At 51.1% G+C, this 14,341-nt stretch carries 17 protein-coding genes and 1 rRNA gene; 12 read left to right on the top strand and 6 right to left on the bottom strand.

Annotation, left to right across the window (positions count from 1 at the left end):
- Window positions 1–16: 16 nt before the first annotated feature.
- The 6 genes from rpsD (at window position 17) to AC6I8A_RS17670 (ending at window position 3,286) form a co-directional block, all read left to right on the top strand.
- Window positions 17–637: a 30S ribosomal protein S4 gene (rpsD, locus tag AC6I8A_RS17695; RefSeq protein WP_007891687.1), complete on the top strand. Its 621-nt coding sequence runs from the start codon at window positions 17–19 to the stop codon at window positions 635–637.
- Between the two features lie 25 nt (window positions 638–662).
- A complete protein-coding gene (locus tag AC6I8A_RS17690; protein ID WP_007891688.1) occupies window positions 663–1,652 on the top strand; it encodes a DNA-directed RNA polymerase subunit alpha in 990 nt (329 codons plus the stop codon).
- Between the two features lie 40 nt (window positions 1,653–1,692).
- Window positions 1,693–2,079, top strand: coding sequence for a 50S ribosomal protein L17 (rplQ, locus tag AC6I8A_RS17685; protein WP_497818846.1), 387 nt, complete (start codon window positions 1,693–1,695; stop codon window positions 2,077–2,079).
- Between the two features lie 94 nt (window positions 2,080–2,173).
- A complete protein-coding gene (locus tag AC6I8A_RS17680; protein WP_497818845.1) occupies window positions 2,174–2,545 on the top strand; it encodes a DnaJ family domain-containing protein in 372 nt (123 codons plus the stop codon).
- A 1-nt stretch (window position 2,546) separates the two neighbouring features.
- Window positions 2,547–2,984: a Zn(2+)-responsive transcriptional regulator gene (gene zntR, locus AC6I8A_RS17675; RefSeq protein ID WP_497818844.1), complete on the top strand. Its 438-nt coding sequence runs from the start codon at window positions 2,547–2,549 to the stop codon at window positions 2,982–2,984.
- A gap of 50 nt (window positions 2,985–3,034) precedes the next feature.
- On the top strand, window positions 3,035–3,286 hold the full coding sequence (locus tag AC6I8A_RS17670; RefSeq protein WP_479486292.1) for an alternative ribosome-rescue factor A: 252 nt from the start codon (window positions 3,035–3,037) through the stop codon (window positions 3,284–3,286).
- Here AC6I8A_RS17670 and mscL read toward each other — a convergent pair.
- The 5 genes from mscL to def all read right to left on the bottom strand — a co-directional run bounded on the left by mscL (window position 3,271) and on the right by def (window position 8,021).
- Entirely contained in the window at window positions 3,271–3,684 is a 414-nt protein-coding gene (mscL, locus tag AC6I8A_RS17665) for a large-conductance mechanosensitive channel protein MscL (RefSeq protein WP_008104721.1), read from the bottom strand. The genes AC6I8A_RS17670 and mscL overlap by 16 nt on opposite strands.
- Before the next feature lie 110 nt (window positions 3,685–3,794).
- Window positions 3,795–5,171, bottom strand: a complete 1,377-nt coding sequence (trkA, locus tag AC6I8A_RS17660) for a Trk system potassium transporter TrkA (RefSeq protein ID WP_007891694.1) — start codon at window positions 5,169–5,171, stop codon at window positions 3,795–3,797.
- Between the two features lie 31 nt (window positions 5,172–5,202).
- A complete protein-coding gene (gene rsmB, locus AC6I8A_RS17655) occupies window positions 5,203–6,489 on the bottom strand; it encodes a 16S rRNA (cytosine(967)-C(5))-methyltransferase RsmB (protein WP_497818843.1) in 1,287 nt (428 codons plus the stop codon).
- A gap of 45 nt (window positions 6,490–6,534) precedes the next feature.
- Window positions 6,535–7,479, bottom strand: a complete 945-nt coding sequence (gene fmt / locus AC6I8A_RS17650) for a methionyl-tRNA formyltransferase (protein ID WP_479486290.1) — start codon at window positions 7,477–7,479, stop codon at window positions 6,535–6,537.
- 29 nt (window positions 7,480–7,508) lie between these two features.
- Entirely contained in the window at window positions 7,509–8,021 is a 513-nt protein-coding gene (gene def, locus AC6I8A_RS17645; RefSeq protein ID WP_008104717.1) for a peptide deformylase, read from the bottom strand.
- A 115-nt stretch (window positions 8,022–8,136) separates the two neighbouring features.
- Here def and dprA point away from each other — a divergent pair, with 115 nt between their 5' ends.
- From dprA to aroE, 5 genes are read left to right on the top strand one after another with little or no spacing between them, the layout of a single operon-like run.
- Complete coding sequence (gene dprA / locus AC6I8A_RS17640) at window positions 8,137–9,261, top strand: DNA-protecting protein DprA (protein WP_265303469.1); 1,125 nt, start codon at window positions 8,137–8,139, stop codon at window positions 9,259–9,261.
- Window positions 9,233–9,706, top strand: a complete 474-nt coding sequence (smg, locus tag AC6I8A_RS17635) for a DUF494 family protein Smg (RefSeq protein ID WP_007891699.1) — start codon at window positions 9,233–9,235, stop codon at window positions 9,704–9,706. The genes dprA and smg overlap by 29 nt, the downstream gene beginning before the upstream one ends.
- A 27-nt stretch (window positions 9,707–9,733) precedes the next feature.
- Window positions 9,734–10,288: a DNA topoisomerase family protein gene (locus tag AC6I8A_RS17630; RefSeq protein ID WP_256697618.1), complete on the top strand. Its 555-nt coding sequence runs from the start codon at window positions 9,734–9,736 to the stop codon at window positions 10,286–10,288.
- Window positions 10,285–10,860, top strand: coding sequence for an L-threonylcarbamoyladenylate synthase type 1 TsaC (gene tsaC / locus AC6I8A_RS17625; RefSeq protein ID WP_497818842.1), 576 nt, complete (start codon window positions 10,285–10,287; stop codon window positions 10,858–10,860). The genes AC6I8A_RS17630 and tsaC overlap by 4 nt, the downstream gene beginning before the upstream one ends.
- A gap of 3 nt (window positions 10,861–10,863) precedes the next feature.
- Entirely contained in the window at window positions 10,864–11,685 is an 822-nt protein-coding gene (gene aroE / locus AC6I8A_RS17620) for a shikimate dehydrogenase (protein ID WP_497818841.1), read from the top strand.
- A 9-nt stretch (window positions 11,686–11,694) separates the two neighbouring features.
- Here the strand turns inward: aroE and AC6I8A_RS17615 are convergent, their stop codons facing one another.
- Complete coding sequence (locus tag AC6I8A_RS17615; protein ID WP_265303466.1) at window positions 11,695–12,249, bottom strand: gamma carbonic anhydrase family protein; 555 nt, start codon at window positions 12,247–12,249, stop codon at window positions 11,695–11,697.
- A gap of 491 nt (window positions 12,250–12,740) precedes the next feature.
- On the opposite strand from AC6I8A_RS17615, the gene AC6I8A_RS17610 reads away from it, so the two are divergent.
- Window positions 12,741–14,280, top strand: a 16S ribosomal RNA gene (locus AC6I8A_RS17610).
- Window positions 14,281–14,341: the final 61 nt, after the last annotated feature.

The raw sequence follows: 14,341 nt of genomic DNA, 5'->3' as shown, positions 1-14,341 counted from the left end.
TAGTTGGAGAAAGAAAATGGCAAGATATTTGGGTCCTAAGCTCAAGCTGAGCCGTCGTGAGGGTACCGACTTATTCCTTAAGTCTGGCGTTCGCGCGATCGATACCAAGTGCAAAATTGAACAACCACCTGGTCAGCATGGTGCGCGTAAACCGCGTCTGTCTGACTACGGCGGCCAGTTGCGTGAGAAGCAGAAAGTTCGTCGTATGTACGGCGTGCTGGAGCGTCAGTTCCGCAACTACTATAAAGAAGCAGCACGTCTGAAAGGCAACACAGGTGAAAACCTGCTGGCCCTGCTGGAAGGTCGTCTGGATAACGTTGTTTACCGTATGGGCTTTGGCGCTACTCGTGCAGAAGCACGTCAGCTGGTTAGCCATAAATCTATCCTGGTGAACGGTCGCGTTGTTAACATCGCTTCTTATCAGGTATCTCCGAATGATGTCGTAAGCATCCGTGAGAAAGCCAAACAGCAATCTCGCGTGAAGGCCGCTCTGGAGCTGGCTGAGCAGCGTGAAAAGCCAACCTGGCTGGAAGTTGATGCTACTAAGATGGAAGGTGTGTTCAAGCGTATTCCTGAACGTACTGATCTGTCTGCGGACATTAACGAACACCTGATCGTCGAGCTTTACTCTAAGTAAAGCTTAGTACCAAAGAGAGGACACAATGCAGGGTTCTGTGACAGAGTTTCTAAAACCGCGCCTGGTAGATATCGAGCAAGTGAGTTCGACGCACGCCAAGGTGACCCTTGAGCCGTTAGAGCGTGGCTTTGGCCATACTCTTGGTAACGCACTGCGCCGTATTCTGCTTTCTTCCATGCCGGGTTGCGCGGTGACCGAGGTTGAGATTGATGGTGTGCTTCATGAGTACTCCACCAAAGAGGGCGTACAGGAAGATATCCTGGAAATCCTGCTTAACCTGAAAGGGTTGGCGGTAAGAGTTCAAGGTAAAGATGAAGTCATCCTTACTCTGAATAAATCTGGCATTGGCCCTGTGACTGCAGCCGACATCACCCACGACGGTGATGTTGAAATCGTCAAGCCGCAGCATGTGATCTGCCACCTGACCGACGAAAACGCATCTATTAGCATGCGTATCAAAGTTCAGCGTGGTCGTGGTTATGTGCCGGCTTCTGCCCGAATTCATTCGGAAGAAGATGAGCGCCCAATCGGCCGTCTGTTGGTTGACGCTTGCTACAGCCCTGTAGACCGTATTGCCTACAATGTTGAAGCAGCGCGTGTAGAACAGCGTACCGACCTGGACAAGCTGGTCATCGAAATGGAAACCAACGGCACAATCGATCCTGAAGAGGCGATTCGTCGTGCGGCAACCATCCTGGCAGAACAACTGGAAGCTTTCGTTGACTTACGTGATGTACGTCAGCCAGAAGTGAAAGAAGAGAAACCAGAATTCGATCCGATCCTGCTGCGCCCTGTTGACGATCTGGAATTGACTGTCCGCTCTGCTAACTGCCTTAAGGCAGAAGCTATCCACTACATCGGTGATCTGGTACAGCGTACCGAGGTTGAGCTGCTTAAAACGCCTAACCTGGGTAAAAAATCTCTTACCGAGATTAAAGATGTGCTTGCTTCACGTGGTTTGTCTCTGGGCATGCGCCTGGAAAACTGGCCGCCAGCAAGCATTGCTGATGAATAATCAGATCACAGGTTAAGGTTTCACTGAGAAGGATAAGGTCATGCGCCATCGTAAGAGTGGTCGTCAACTGAACCGCAACAGCAGCCATCGTCAGGCTATGTTCCGCAACATGGCTGGTTCTCTGGTTCGTCATGAGATCATCAAAACGACTCTGCCGAAAGCCAAAGAACTGCGTCGCGTAGTTGAGCCGCTGATTACTCTTGCCAAGACCGACAGCGTAGCTAATCGTCGTCTGGCATTCGCCCGCACTCGTGATAACGAGATCGTGGCAAAACTGTTTAACGAGCTGGGCCCGCGTTTCGCGAGCCGTGCCGGTGGTTACACTCGTATTCTGAAGTGTGGCTTCCGTGCTGGTGACAACGCTCCGATGGCTTACATCGAGCTGGTTGATCGTCCAGAAGCTCAAGCAGAAGCTACTACAGAGTAATTTGCAGTATCGTAGAAAACCCGCTTCGGCGGGTTTTTTATTTTCCGTAATTCCCGCTATGCTGATGGCTGATACACCCATCAGGAACTCCTTTATGTGGCTACTTGATCAACTTGTAGAGCAACATATCCGTGAAGCCCAGGAAAAGGGTGAACTGAGTAATTTGCCCGGCGAAGGTGCACCTTTACAGCTAGATGATGACAGCGGAGTTCCGGTTGAACTGCGCACGGCATATCGTCTGTTGAAAAACTCTGGTTACTTACCCCCGGAACTTGAAATTCGTCGTGAAGCATTGGCGCTAAACGATCTGCTACAGGAACTTGATCCTGACGATGGCAAGGCGCGAGAATTATCGAAACGCTTAGCGCTATTAGAAATAAAACTCCAGCAAGCCGGAATCAGCACCGAATTTTTGCGCGGCGATTACAGCGATACCATCCATCATCATTTTCAGCGGGAGAAATAGCATGTACCGGATTGGCCAGCTGGCAAAATTGGCGGATGTTACGCCAGATACCATCCGTTTTTATGAAAAACAGCAGATGATGAATCACGAGGTACGCACTGAGGGCGGCTTTCGCCTTTATAGTGAAGATGATTTACAGCGGCTGCGTTTTATTCGCTATGGTCGCCAGCTCGGCTTCAGCTTAGAATCAATTCGGGGCTTATTGTCGATCCGCATCGATCCTGAACATTACACTTGCCAGGAATCCAAAGCTATTGTGGCGAAGCGTTTGGATGAAGTGAACGGCATGATCGCTGAACTGCAGACGATCCAGCGTTCATTGCATCGTTTGACTGACACCTGCTGCGGCGACGTGCATAGCAGCGCCTGCTGTTCAATTTTGGAAGCTCTGGAAAAAGGTGAGGAGCCGCAGCCTGAAATGTGTTGTAGCAAGGATTGAATTTTGCGCTGGAAGGAATATAGTTGCGCCATTAATAACCGGAGGACGAGATGACTCGCTATCTGCACCAAAAAGGTAAAATCAACAACAATGGACTTGAAGCATTATTACATGATCCACTGTTTAGGCAGCGCGTTGAGAAGAATCAGAAAGGAAAAGGCAGCTATCAACGTAAAAACAAACACGCAAAAGGACGTAACTGGGAGGCCAGTGATAAGCAGAAAAATTTATCACTGGCCTTCTTCTTTAGAGACAAAAAAGCCGCCTCATTTGGGCGGCTTTTTCATCATAATTTATCGTGATTTTGTTGTTTTAACAGGTCACGGATTTCAGTAAGCAGTAACTCTTCATTTGTTGGCTTAGGCGCCGCTTTCTCAACTTCTTTTTTCTGATACAGCTTATTCATTACTTTAATTGCGAGGAAGATCGCGAAGGCAACAATAACGAAATCAAACACTGTCTGAATAAAGTTACCGTACTCCATCACTACGGCAGGAATATCACCTTCTGCTGGCTTTAGTACCCACTTGAACTGTTTGAAATCGACGCCACCAATCAGCAAGCCAAGTGGCGGCATGATGATATTGGCAACCAGTGAAGAAACAATCTTACCAAAAGCGGCACCGATGATGACACCGACTGCCAGGTCAACCACGTTTCCACGCATTGCAAAATCACGAAACTCTTTGAATAAACTCATTGTTATCTCCTTGCCTTGGCCAATGGCTAAAGTCTAACAAACCTTTGTGCAATTGCCATTAGAACAATGGATTAAGCAAAATTTTCACGGCGGGCCTTTGCCCGCAGCTTTTATAGGAAGAATGGACTTGGCTGGAATAGGCGCTCAACATCGGGTACAAACTTCTTATCCGTCAGGAACATAATTACGTGATCGCCCTGTTCAACACGCACGTTATCATTGGCGATAATTACTTCATCACCGCGCACTACAGCACCGATAATGGTTCCCGGCGGCAGCTTAATATCTTCTATTAGGCGTCCAACCACGCGAGAAGTTGTTTCATCGCCATGTGCGATAGCTTCAATGGCTTCTGCAATACCGCGACGCAACGAAGAAACGCCAACGATATCTGCTTTACGTACGTGGCTAAGCAGCGCTGAAATGGTGGCTTGTTGTGGCGAGATCGCAATGTCGATCACGCTGCCTTGAACAAGATCGACATAGGCGCGGCGCTGGATCAGCACCATCACTTTCTTAGCGCCCATTTTCTTGGCCAGCATGGCCGACATAATATTAGCTTCATCATCGTTAGTGACCGCAATGAAGAGATCCACCTGATCGACATGCTCTTCGGCCAGCAATTCCTGATCCGAAGCATCGCCGTAAAACACGATGGTATCGTGTAATCGTTCGGCCAGTTCCGCCGCACGCTGTTGATTACGTTCAATCAATTTCACGCTGTACTGTTTTTCGAGGCGCTGCGCCAATCCAAAGCCGATATTGCCGCCACCAACCAGCATGATGCGCTTATATGGTTTTTCCAGACGCTGCATCTCACTCATCACCGCGCGAATATGCTGGCTCGCGGCAATGAAGAACACTTCATCGCCAGCTTCCACAATCGTAGAACCCTGCGGCCTGATTGGGCGATCCTGACGAAAAATCGCCGCGACTCGCGTATCAATATGCGGCATATGTTCCCGCATGATCGACAAAGGATTTCCGACCAGCGGGCCGCCATAATAGGCTTTTACCACCGCGAGGCTCACTTTGCCTTCGGCAAAATTCACCACCTGAAGTGCGCCAGGATACTGAATCAAACGGTAGATATTGTCGATCACCAACTGCTCAGGAGAGATCAGATGATCAATCGGCACAGCTTCCGGTACAAACAGCTTTTCAGCATCACGTAAGTATTCAGCGGCGCGAATACGCGCGATACGATTGGGCGTATTGAAAAGCGAATACGCAATCTGACAAGCCACCATATTGGTTTCATCGGAGTTGGTTACCGCAACCAACATATCCGCATCTTCAGCACCGGCTTCACGCAAAATACGCGGATGGGATCCGTGGCCATGCACTACGCGCAGATCAAATTTGTCCTGCAACACGCGCAAACGCGTGGCATCGCTGTCGACCACGGTAATATCGTTATTTTCCCCGACCAGATTTTCTGCCAGGGTTCCGCCGACCTGGCCGGCGCCGAGGATAATAATTTTCATGGCTTAGATGCTCTTGTCAGCGTGCGCAGCACTATTTTTTCATCAGCTTAGCGTAGAAGAAGCCGTCGCCGCCATCGATGGTCGGGAAAACCTGCCAGCCATTGGCTTGGCCCTGAGGCAACGTCTCAGCCACGGCGTCGATGTGCGCTGCCAAAAAGGCGCTAATTTGGTTGTGGTTCTCTTCCGGCAATATTGAGCAGGTGGCATAAATCATCGTGCCGCCAGATTTCAGACGCGGCCAAACGGCCTCAAGAATTTCACGCTGCAGATTCGCGAGCTCAGGAATATCACGATCGCGACGCAGCCACTTGATGTCTGGATGACGACGAATTACACCTGTGGCAGAGCAGGGCGCATCGAGCAGGATGCGATCAAACTGCATATCACCGCACCATTCAGCCGGTGTACGGCCATCGCCCTGACGCACTTCAGCCTGCATGCCTAAGCGCTGCAAGTTCTCATGCACGCGGAGCAGGCGTTGCGGGTCAACATCGACCGCTAATACTTTGGCCTGCGGCGCGATTTCGAGGATATGAGTGGTTTTACCACCCGGAGCAGCGCAGAGATCGAGAATAGATTCCCCGTCTTTTGGCTCAAGCAGCAGTGCGCAACGTTGTGCTGAAAGATCCTGCACCGTTACCCAACCTTGATCGAAACCCGGAAGCTGGCTAACTGGAGTGGGTGATTCCAGACGCAATGCATCTTGCGCATCGCCAGGAAAAGCCACTTTCTCTTCTGCCTGCAATAGCGCCAGCCAGGCATCACGACTGTGATGCTGGCGATTGACGCGCAGCCACATCGGCGGTCGCTGATTATTGGCTTCAACAATCTGTTGCCACTGTTCTGGCCATGCAGCTTGCAGACGTTTCAGCAACCAGCTTGGGTGCCAGTAACGTTGCGAACCCTGATCGACTTCGGCTAACAGCGCTTCTTGCTGGCGCAGGAACTGGCGTAACACGCCGTTTAACAGGCCTTTCAAAGCCGTACGCTTCAGCACTTCAGCACCTGCTACGGTTTCTGCCAGTGCAGCATGGGCTGGTACGCGGGTATAAAGCAGCTGATAAAGGCCAACCATCAACAGGTAATGCAATACTCGCTGCTTACCGGTTAAGGTGCGCTCCATCAGTTTGCCGATTAAGGCTTCCAGCTGCGGCAGCGTGCGCATCACGCCAAAACAGAGCTCTTGCAGTAACGCGCCATCTTTATCGGATAGGTTCTTTTGCGCGCTCGGCAAAATGGCACTCAGCGATTCGCCTTTGTCCACAACGCGTTCAATGAGTTGCGCGGCCAGGCTGCGCAAGTTGGTAGCTTTTTTCATGTTATTTCATCAAACAAAAAACCCGGTCAAACCGGGCTTGGAGGATCAGGCCAGAACGATTCCAGGTACGAACCATTCGCGGCGCGAATTGAGCAGGTCCTGAGCGGACATGGCTTTTTTACCGGCAGGTTGCAGCGATACCAGATTCAGCACACCATCGGCCGTTGCAATCTGAATGCCTTGTTTATCAGCATGAACGATTTCACCGGGTTGTTTGTTCTGATGCGGCAAAACCGTTGCCTGCCACACTTTTACCGGTTGTTCTTCAATCATGAAATAGCTCATTGGCCATGGATTGAAGGCACGAATACAACGTTCCAACTGCGCTGCTGAAAGTGACCAATCGAGTCGTGCTTCTTCTTTACTCAGCTTCTCGGCATAAGAGGCCAGCGCTTCATCCTGAACTTCTGGCTTAGCATTACCACTTGCCAGCAGATCCAGCGTTAACAGCATGCCTTGTGGACCGAGTTGCGCCAGCTTCTCATACAGCGAAGCGCTGGTGTCTTCCGCCGTAATTGGGCAGGAGAGTTTATGCAGCATGTCGCCGGTATCAAGGCCAACATCCATCTGCATAATGGTGACACCGGTTTCGCTATCGCCGGCCCAGAGAGAGCGCTGGATGGGTGCCGCACCGCGCCAGCGTGGCAGCAGCGAACCATGCACATTAATACAACCCAGGCGCGGCATCACCAGTACGGCTTTCGGCAGGATCAAGCCATAAGCGACCACCACCATGATATCGGCCTGTAGATCGGCAACCAGATGCTGGTTCTCTTCAGGCTTCAGGGATTTCGGCTGAAATACGGGGATATCGTGCGCCTGTGCCAGGACTTTTACCGGGCTTGGCGTAAGCTTGTTTCCGCGTCCAGCTGGACGATCGGGCTGGGTAAAGACGCCAACAACCTGATGCTCAGAAGCAAGCAGCGCGTCTAAATGACGCGCTGCAAAGTCAGGTGTACCGGCAAAGATAATTTTGAGCGGTGCAGACACAGTTTAACCTTCTATTAGCACTTAATCTTCTAATCTTCGCGTGCGTTAAGGCGGGCCAATTTTTCCAGCTTCTGTTTGATACGCTGACGTTTCAGTGGCGACAGATAATCGATGAAAAGTTTGCCATCGAGATGATCGATTTCATGCTGGATACAAATCGCCAGCAGACCGTCGGTTTCCAGCTCAAAGCTTTTGCCGTCGCGATCCTGCGCACGCACTTTTACCCACTCTGCGCGCGGCACAAATGCACGTTGTTCAGGGATGGAAAGGCAGCCTTCTTCAATACCGGTTTCACCGCTTTTTTCCAGCAGTTCCGGATTGATCAGCACCAAACGCTCGTCACGGTTTTCTGAAACATCAATAACAATGATGCGCTGATGAATATCGACCTGAGTCGCCGCTAAACCAATACCTTCTTCGGCGTACATGGTTTCAAACATGTCGTCGACAATACGCTGAACGTCTGCGTTTACGGTTGCCACCGGCGCAGCGATTTTGCGAAGGCGGTCATCAGGGAAATGTAATACCTGCAAAACTGACATAAATATCCAGATCTGTATGCGTTAAAGAAAAGATTACTGCCTCATATTGTAGACTTTTTGATGCCTGATTGACAGCATTGCACCGCATGATAGCGCGGCTGACAGGGAGTGCAGCATGGAGAGAATTGAATGGATGCTTAGGCTGGCAAATGTGAAAGGCTTAAGCGGTCAGGTTGTCAGACAGTTAGCTCATGCATTGCAGAGTAATGCTCAGGTTGATGACGATCTTTTACAGGATCAGGGATTAAATGAAACCCAGCGACAACAGTTTAAAGTGCTGTGTCCACGCCAGTTAGAACGAACGCGTCTGTGGCTTGAGGATGAACAGCATCACTTAGTTTTCTGTATCGATGAGCATTATCCCTTGGCGTTAGCGGAAATCAGTCGACGTCCCTCATTGCTGTATGTCGCTGGACATTTGGATGTCTTGCAGACGCCTCAACTCGGTGTCGTGGGCAGCCGTCATTGCACGCATTATGGTAAGCAATGGGGAAGCTGGTTTACTCAGCAATTGGCGCTGAGTGGATTGACCATCACCAGCGGTCTGGCGCGCGGAATTGATGGCGTGGCGCATCGGGCCGCGCTAGAAGTGCAAGGTAAAACTGTGGCAGTGTTAGGTAGCGGACTACAGCATATTTACCCTAAAAGTCATCAAGCGCTGGCACGCGAGATCATCACTGGCGGTGGCGCACTGATCTCGGAATTCCCCCTTGATACAGCACCGCATGCGGTGAATTTTCCCCGACGTAATCGCATCATCAGTGGTTTAAGCCTTGGCGTATTGGTGATTGAGGCCACTTTGAAAAGCGGATCGCTGGTGACGGCACGCTACGCTTTGGAACAAAATCGTAACGTTTATGCGTTACCCGGCGCGCTAGGCAATCCCGGCAGTGAAGGAACGCACTGGCTTATCCAGCAAGGCGCGCTGCTGGTGGCGCATCCCAACAATATCCTTGAAGATTTACATTCAACACTTCAATGGTTGCCTGATAGCAGTTCAGAAACAATATATTCACAACACAGTGATGATGTGCCATTGCCATTTGCAACTGTGTTGGCTAACGTAGGTGATGAGGTTACACCTGTTGACGTCGTCGCTGAACGTGCCGGCCAACCTGTGCCAGTTATCGCAGCTCACCTGCTGGAGCTGGAGTTAGCAGGATGGATCGCAGCTGTACCCGGCGGCTATGTCCGATTGAGGAGGGCATGCCATGTTCGACGTACTTATGTACTTGTTTGAGACGTATATCCACAACGAAGCTGAAATGCGCGTTGATCAGGATAAATTGACCGATGATTTAACCGATGCCGGTTTTCATCGTGAAGATATCTACAATGCGTTGAATTGGCTTGAACGGTTAGCGGATTATCAGGAAGGCTTGGTTGCGCCTGTACTCATGGCAAACGATCCGCTCTCAATGCGAATCTACACCGAAGAGGAAAACCAGCGCTTAGATGCAGAATGTCGCGGTTTTATTTTGTTCCTGGAACAGGTCCAGGTGCTGAATATGGAAACGCGCGAAATGGTCATCGAACGTGTAATGGCCCTCGATACCCTCGAATTCGATCTTGAAGATCTCAAATGGGTGGTGTTGATGGTGCTGTTTAACATCCCAGGATGTGAAAACGCCTATCAGCAAATGGAAGAACTGTTATTCGACGTCAATGAAGGTATGCTGCATTAATAATCTGCGATTGATGCAACCGGTAATATGAGTAAATCAGCACTATTCTCCGTGCCTAAACACGATCCCTGCCCCGCTTGCGGGGCAGAATTAGTTATACGTTCTGGCAAACACGGCCCTTTTCTGGGGTGTGTGAATTATCCCACCTGCGATTACATCCGCCCGCTGAAAAGTCAGGGAGATGGTCATGTCGTTAAAGTACTGGAAGGCCATGCGTGCCCGCAGTGTGGCGCAGACAAAGTTCTGCGTCAGGGACGATTTGGCATGTTCGTGGGTTGCAGTCATTATCCGGAATGTGATTACACCGAAACCATCGATAAGCCAGATGAAACAGCTATCGCCTGTCCGCAATGTCAGAACGGTAAACTGGTACAACGGCGCTCGCGCTATGGCAAAACCTTCTACTCCTGCGATCGCTATCCAGATTGTCAGTTTGCCCTTAACGCAGCGCCGGTTGAAGGCGTTTGCCCGCATTGCCAGTTCCCATTATTAATAGAGAAGAAAACCGCACAAGGCATGAAGCGCTTCTGCGCCAGTAAACGCTGCGGTAAGCCTATCGTCCAGGACGAATCATCATCATGAAGCCAAGTCAGTATTCAGCGGGTAGTCTCGATTATTGCATTGAGAAACTACAGCAACAGGAAGTTATCGCCTATCCAACCGAAGCCGTGTTTGGATTGGGCTGCGATCCCGACAGTGAAGAAGCCGTAATGGCGCTTTTGGCGCTCAAGCAGCGTCCAGTCGAGAAGGGACTCATTTTGATTGCAGCCGATTACGCGCAGCTGGAACCTTATATCGCGGATCGTGAACTCTCGGTGCTGCAGCGCGAACGTATGTTTGAAAGTTGGCCTGGCCCGGTAACCTATGTGGTGCCCGCCTCGCCACATACGCCGCGCTGGTTAACCGGGCGTTTTGACTCTCTGGCCATCCGCGTTAGCGATCATCCGCACGTACAGGCTTTGTGTCGTGGTTTTGGTAAACCTCTGGTTTCGACCAGCGCCAATCTTTCCGGCCAAGCGCCATGCCGTAATGCGCAAGAGGTTGCTCAGCAATTTGGTCCGCAGTTCCCGGTCATGCATGCTGAAACAGGTGGGCGACTGAATCCTTCTGAAATCCGCGACGTTATTAGCGGTGAACTTATTCGTCAGGGCTAATTCATGGAAAATTTCGCCGTTTTTGGTCATCCCATTGCGCATAGTAAATCTCCTTTCATTCACCGCCTGTTCGCTGAGCAAACTGGCATTGAGCATCAATATGGCAAGGAGTGCGCGCCACTTGAGGGATTTCCACAGTCGGTTGCGGATTTCTTTGCGCAAGGCGGTAAAGGTGCCAATGTCACACTGCCTTTTAAACAGCAGGCATGGGAATTTGCCGATGAGCTCAGTGAGCGCGCGGCATTATCTGGTGCGGTTAATACCTTAAAGAAAGATGCGCAGGGCAAGATCTTCGGCGATAACACGGATGGCATCGGTTTGCTCAGCGATCTGGAACGATTGCAGATGATCCATCCCGGCGATCAAATTCTGCTGGTGGGCGCCGGTGGTGCTGCGCGTGGCGTGATCCTGCCGCTGCTTTCATTCGGATGTTCGCTGGTGGTGGTGAATCGCACCGTGGAACGCGCCGAGCAGCTGGCAGAGATTTTCCAGCATAGCGGGGATATTAAAGCGGCCAGCTTTGAGCAATTAGCAGATCAGCAATTTGATCTGATCATTAATGCCACCTCAAGTGGTGTTGATGGCAAAGTTCCGGCGTTGGCCACATCGCTAATTCATGCGCAAACGCGGTGCTACGACATGTTTTATCAACAAGGTTTGACGCCATTCTTAGTGTGGTGTCAGCAGCAGGGCGCGCAGCAGCTGGCGGACGGTGTTGGCATGTTAGTGGGGCAAGCCGCTCATGCTTTCCATTTATGGCATGGCGTGATGCCAGAGATCACGCCAGTGATTGCCAAACTAAAGCAGTCGATGCAGCAGGGATAAGGTTGGCTATCAGGGATGAGTTTGGCTTTCCTGATCGAGATATTCATTCTTCCAACCCACATAGTTGTTGGACGAATAAAGCAGCCCAGCAATCTCCGCTTCACTGAGCGGGCGCACTTGTTTAACCGGGCTGCCTAAATACAGGTAGCCACTTTCCAGCCGTTTACCCGGCGGCACCAAACTGCCAGCGCCAATCATCACATCATCTTCAACGATCACGCCGTCCAGTAGAATGGATCCCATACCAACCAGTACGCGATTGCCGATAGTACAGCCGTGCAGCATCGCCTTATGCCCTACTGTGACATCTTCGCCGACAATCAGCGGATAACCTTCTGGGTTGCTGGTGGACTTGTGAGTGACATGCAGTACGCTGCCATCCTGAATATTGCTTCTTTTACCTATCATCACTTTATTGACGTCACCGCGAATCGCAACCAGCGGCCAGATGCTTACGTCATCGGCAAGTTGTACTTCACCCACCACCACGCTGCTGCTGTCGATCATCACGCGGTCGCCTTGTTGCGGAAAATGGTTCTTATAAGGTCGTAGGGCTGTAGACATGAGCTTCTCCTTTTACGTTTTTACCAAGCCTGCGGCTTAAAAGTTGGATAAACAAGATGATTTTTGAGCGGATCGCTCGCGATCGCAGCGAAAAGAGTGAAAACTCGGCAGTCGATTAAAAAGATCGAAAAAAGGGGTTGTGCAAAAAATTCGGATCCCTATAATGCGCCACCACTGAGACGGCAAAGCGGCAACGCAGACGGCTCAGCAGGGAGTGAAGAAATTCATCCCGCCGGATGAAAACGCTGAAAAAAGTGTTTGACTCCGAAGGAGAGTAGCGTAGTATACGCCACCTCGCGACAGACGGTTCAGCCTCTGCTCGCAACGCTCTTTAACAATTTATCAGGCAATCTGTGTGGGCACTCGCAGGATTGATATCAGCGTCTTAGGACGCAACAAAATATCAAAGCCTCACGAGTGAACACATAATGAAATTCATTATGACGTTTTACAGATGAGCACCGCTGAACGTGTTTCAGCAAATCAAACTTAAATTGAAGAGTTTGATCATGGCTCAGATTGAACGCTGGCGGCAGGCCTAACACATGCAAGTCGAACGGTAGCACAGAGAGCTTGCTCTCGGGTGACGAGTGGCGGACGGGTGAGTAATGTCTGGGAAACTGCCCGATGGAGGGGGATAACTACTGGAAACGGTAGCTAATACCGCATAACGTCGCAAGACCAAAGTGGGGGACCTTCGGGCCTCACACCATCGGATGTGCCCAGATGGGATTAGCTAGTAGGTGGGGTAATGGCTCACCTAGGCGACGATCCCTAGCTGGTCTGAGAGGATGACCAGCCACACTGGAACTGAGACACGGTCCAGACTCCTACGGGAGGCAGCAGTGGGGAATATTGCACAATGGGCGCAAGCCTGATGCAGCCATGCCGCGTGTATGAAGAAGGCCTTCGGGTTGTAAAGTACTTTCAGCGGGGAGGAAGGCGGTGAAGTTAATAGCTTCACCGATTGACGTTACCCGCAGAAGAAGCACCGGCTAACTCCGTGCCAGCAGCCGCGGTAATACGGAGGGTGCAAGCGTTAATCGGAATTACTGGGCGTAAAGCGCACGCAGGCGGTCTGTCAAGTCGGATGTGAAATCCCCGGGCTTAACCTGGGAACTGCATTCGAAACTGGCAGGCTAGAGTCTTGTAGAGGGGGGTAGAATTCCAGGTGTAGCGGTGAAATGCGTAGAGATCTGGAGGAATACCGGTGGCGAAGGCGGCCCCCTGGACAAAGACTGACGCTCAGGTGCGAAAGCGTGGGGAGCAAACAGGATTAGATACCCTGGTAGTCCACGCCGTAAACGATGTCGACTTGGAGGTTGTTCCCTTGAGGAGTGGCTTCCGGAGCTAACGCGTTAAGTCGACCGCCTGGGGAGTACGGCCGCAAGGTTAAAACTCAAATGAATTGACGGGGGCCCGCACAAGCGGTGGAGCATGTGGTTTAATTCGATGCAACGCGAAGAACCTTACCTACTCTTGACATCCAGAGAACTTAGCAGAGATGCTTTGGTGCCTTCGGGAACTCTGAGACAGGTGCTGCATGGCTGTCGTCAGCTCGTGTTGTGAAATGTTGGGTTAAGTCCCGCAACGAGCGCAACCCTTATCCTTTGTTGCCAGCGGTCCGGCCGGGAACTCAAAGGAGACTGCCAGTGATAAACTGGAGGAAGGTGGGGATGACGTCAAGTCATCATGGCCCTTACGAGTAGGGCTACACACGTGCTACAATGGCGCATACAAAGAGAAGCGACCTCGCGAGAGCAAGCGGACCTCATAAAGTGCGTCGTAGTCCGGATCGGAGTCTGCAACTCGACTCCGTGAAGTCGGAATCGCTAGTAATCGTAGATCAGAATGCTACGGTGAATACGTTCCCGGGCCTTGTACACACCGCCCGTCACACCATGGGAGTGGGTTGCAAAAGAAGTAGGTAGCTTAACCTTCGGGAGGGCGCTTACCACTTTGTGATTCATGACTGGGGTGAAGTCGTAACAAGGTAACCGTAGGGGAACCTGCGGTTGGATCACCTCCTTACCTGAAGATACCTTCCCGCGCAGTGCTCACACAGATTGTCTGATGAAATTAAAGAAGAGCG

It is taken from the genome of Pantoea sp. X-Soil-ISGK-275, from assembly GCF_059730795.1.
This window is presented reverse-complemented; position numbering and strand designations above follow the sequence as displayed.

What these genes read in the sequence shown, in the direction of transcription:
- rpsD (WP_007891687.1), top strand. Translation starts at nt 17, where the DNA reads ATGGCAAGATATTTGGGTCCTAAGCTCAAGCTGAGCCGTCGTGAGGGT.
- AC6I8A_RS17690 (WP_007891688.1), top strand. Translation starts at nt 663, where the DNA reads ATGCAGGGTTCTGTGACAGAGTTTCTAAAACCGCGCCTGGTAGATATC.
- rplQ (WP_497818846.1), top strand. Translation starts at nt 1,693, where the DNA reads ATGCGCCATCGTAAGAGTGGTCGTCAACTGAACCGCAACAGCAGCCAT.
- AC6I8A_RS17680 (WP_497818845.1), top strand. Translation starts at nt 2,174, where the DNA reads ATGTGGCTACTTGATCAACTTGTAGAGCAACATATCCGTGAAGCCCAG.
- zntR (WP_497818844.1), top strand. Translation starts at nt 2,547, where the DNA reads ATGTACCGGATTGGCCAGCTGGCAAAATTGGCGGATGTTACGCCAGAT.
- AC6I8A_RS17670 (WP_479486292.1), top strand. Translation starts at nt 3,035, where the DNA reads ATGACTCGCTATCTGCACCAAAAAGGTAAAATCAACAACAATGGACTT.
- mscL (WP_008104721.1), bottom strand. Translation starts at nt 3,684, where the DNA reads ATGAGTTTATTCAAAGAGTTTCGTGATTTTGCAATGCGTGGAAACGTG.
- trkA (WP_007891694.1), bottom strand. Translation starts at nt 5,171, where the DNA reads ATGAAAATTATTATCCTCGGCGCCGGCCAGGTCGGCGGAACCCTGGCA.
- rsmB (WP_497818843.1), bottom strand. Translation starts at nt 6,489, where the DNA reads ATGAAAAAAGCTACCAACTTGCGCAGCCTGGCCGCGCAACTCATTGAA.
- def (WP_008104717.1), bottom strand. Translation starts at nt 8,021, where the DNA reads ATGTCAGTTTTGCAGGTATTACATTTCCCTGATGACCGCCTTCGCAAA.
- dprA (WP_265303469.1), top strand. Translation starts at nt 8,137, where the DNA reads ATGGAGAGAATTGAATGGATGCTTAGGCTGGCAAATGTGAAAGGCTTA.
- smg (WP_007891699.1), top strand. Translation starts at nt 9,233, where the DNA reads ATGTTCGACGTACTTATGTACTTGTTTGAGACGTATATCCACAACGAA.
- AC6I8A_RS17630 (WP_256697618.1), top strand. Translation starts at nt 9,734, where the DNA reads ATGAGTAAATCAGCACTATTCTCCGTGCCTAAACACGATCCCTGCCCC.
- tsaC (WP_497818842.1), top strand. Translation starts at nt 10,285, where the DNA reads ATGAAGCCAAGTCAGTATTCAGCGGGTAGTCTCGATTATTGCATTGAG.
- aroE (WP_497818841.1), top strand. Translation starts at nt 10,864, where the DNA reads ATGGAAAATTTCGCCGTTTTTGGTCATCCCATTGCGCATAGTAAATCT.
- AC6I8A_RS17615 (WP_265303466.1), bottom strand. Translation starts at nt 12,249, where the DNA reads ATGTCTACAGCCCTACGACCTTATAAGAACCATTTTCCGCAACAAGGC.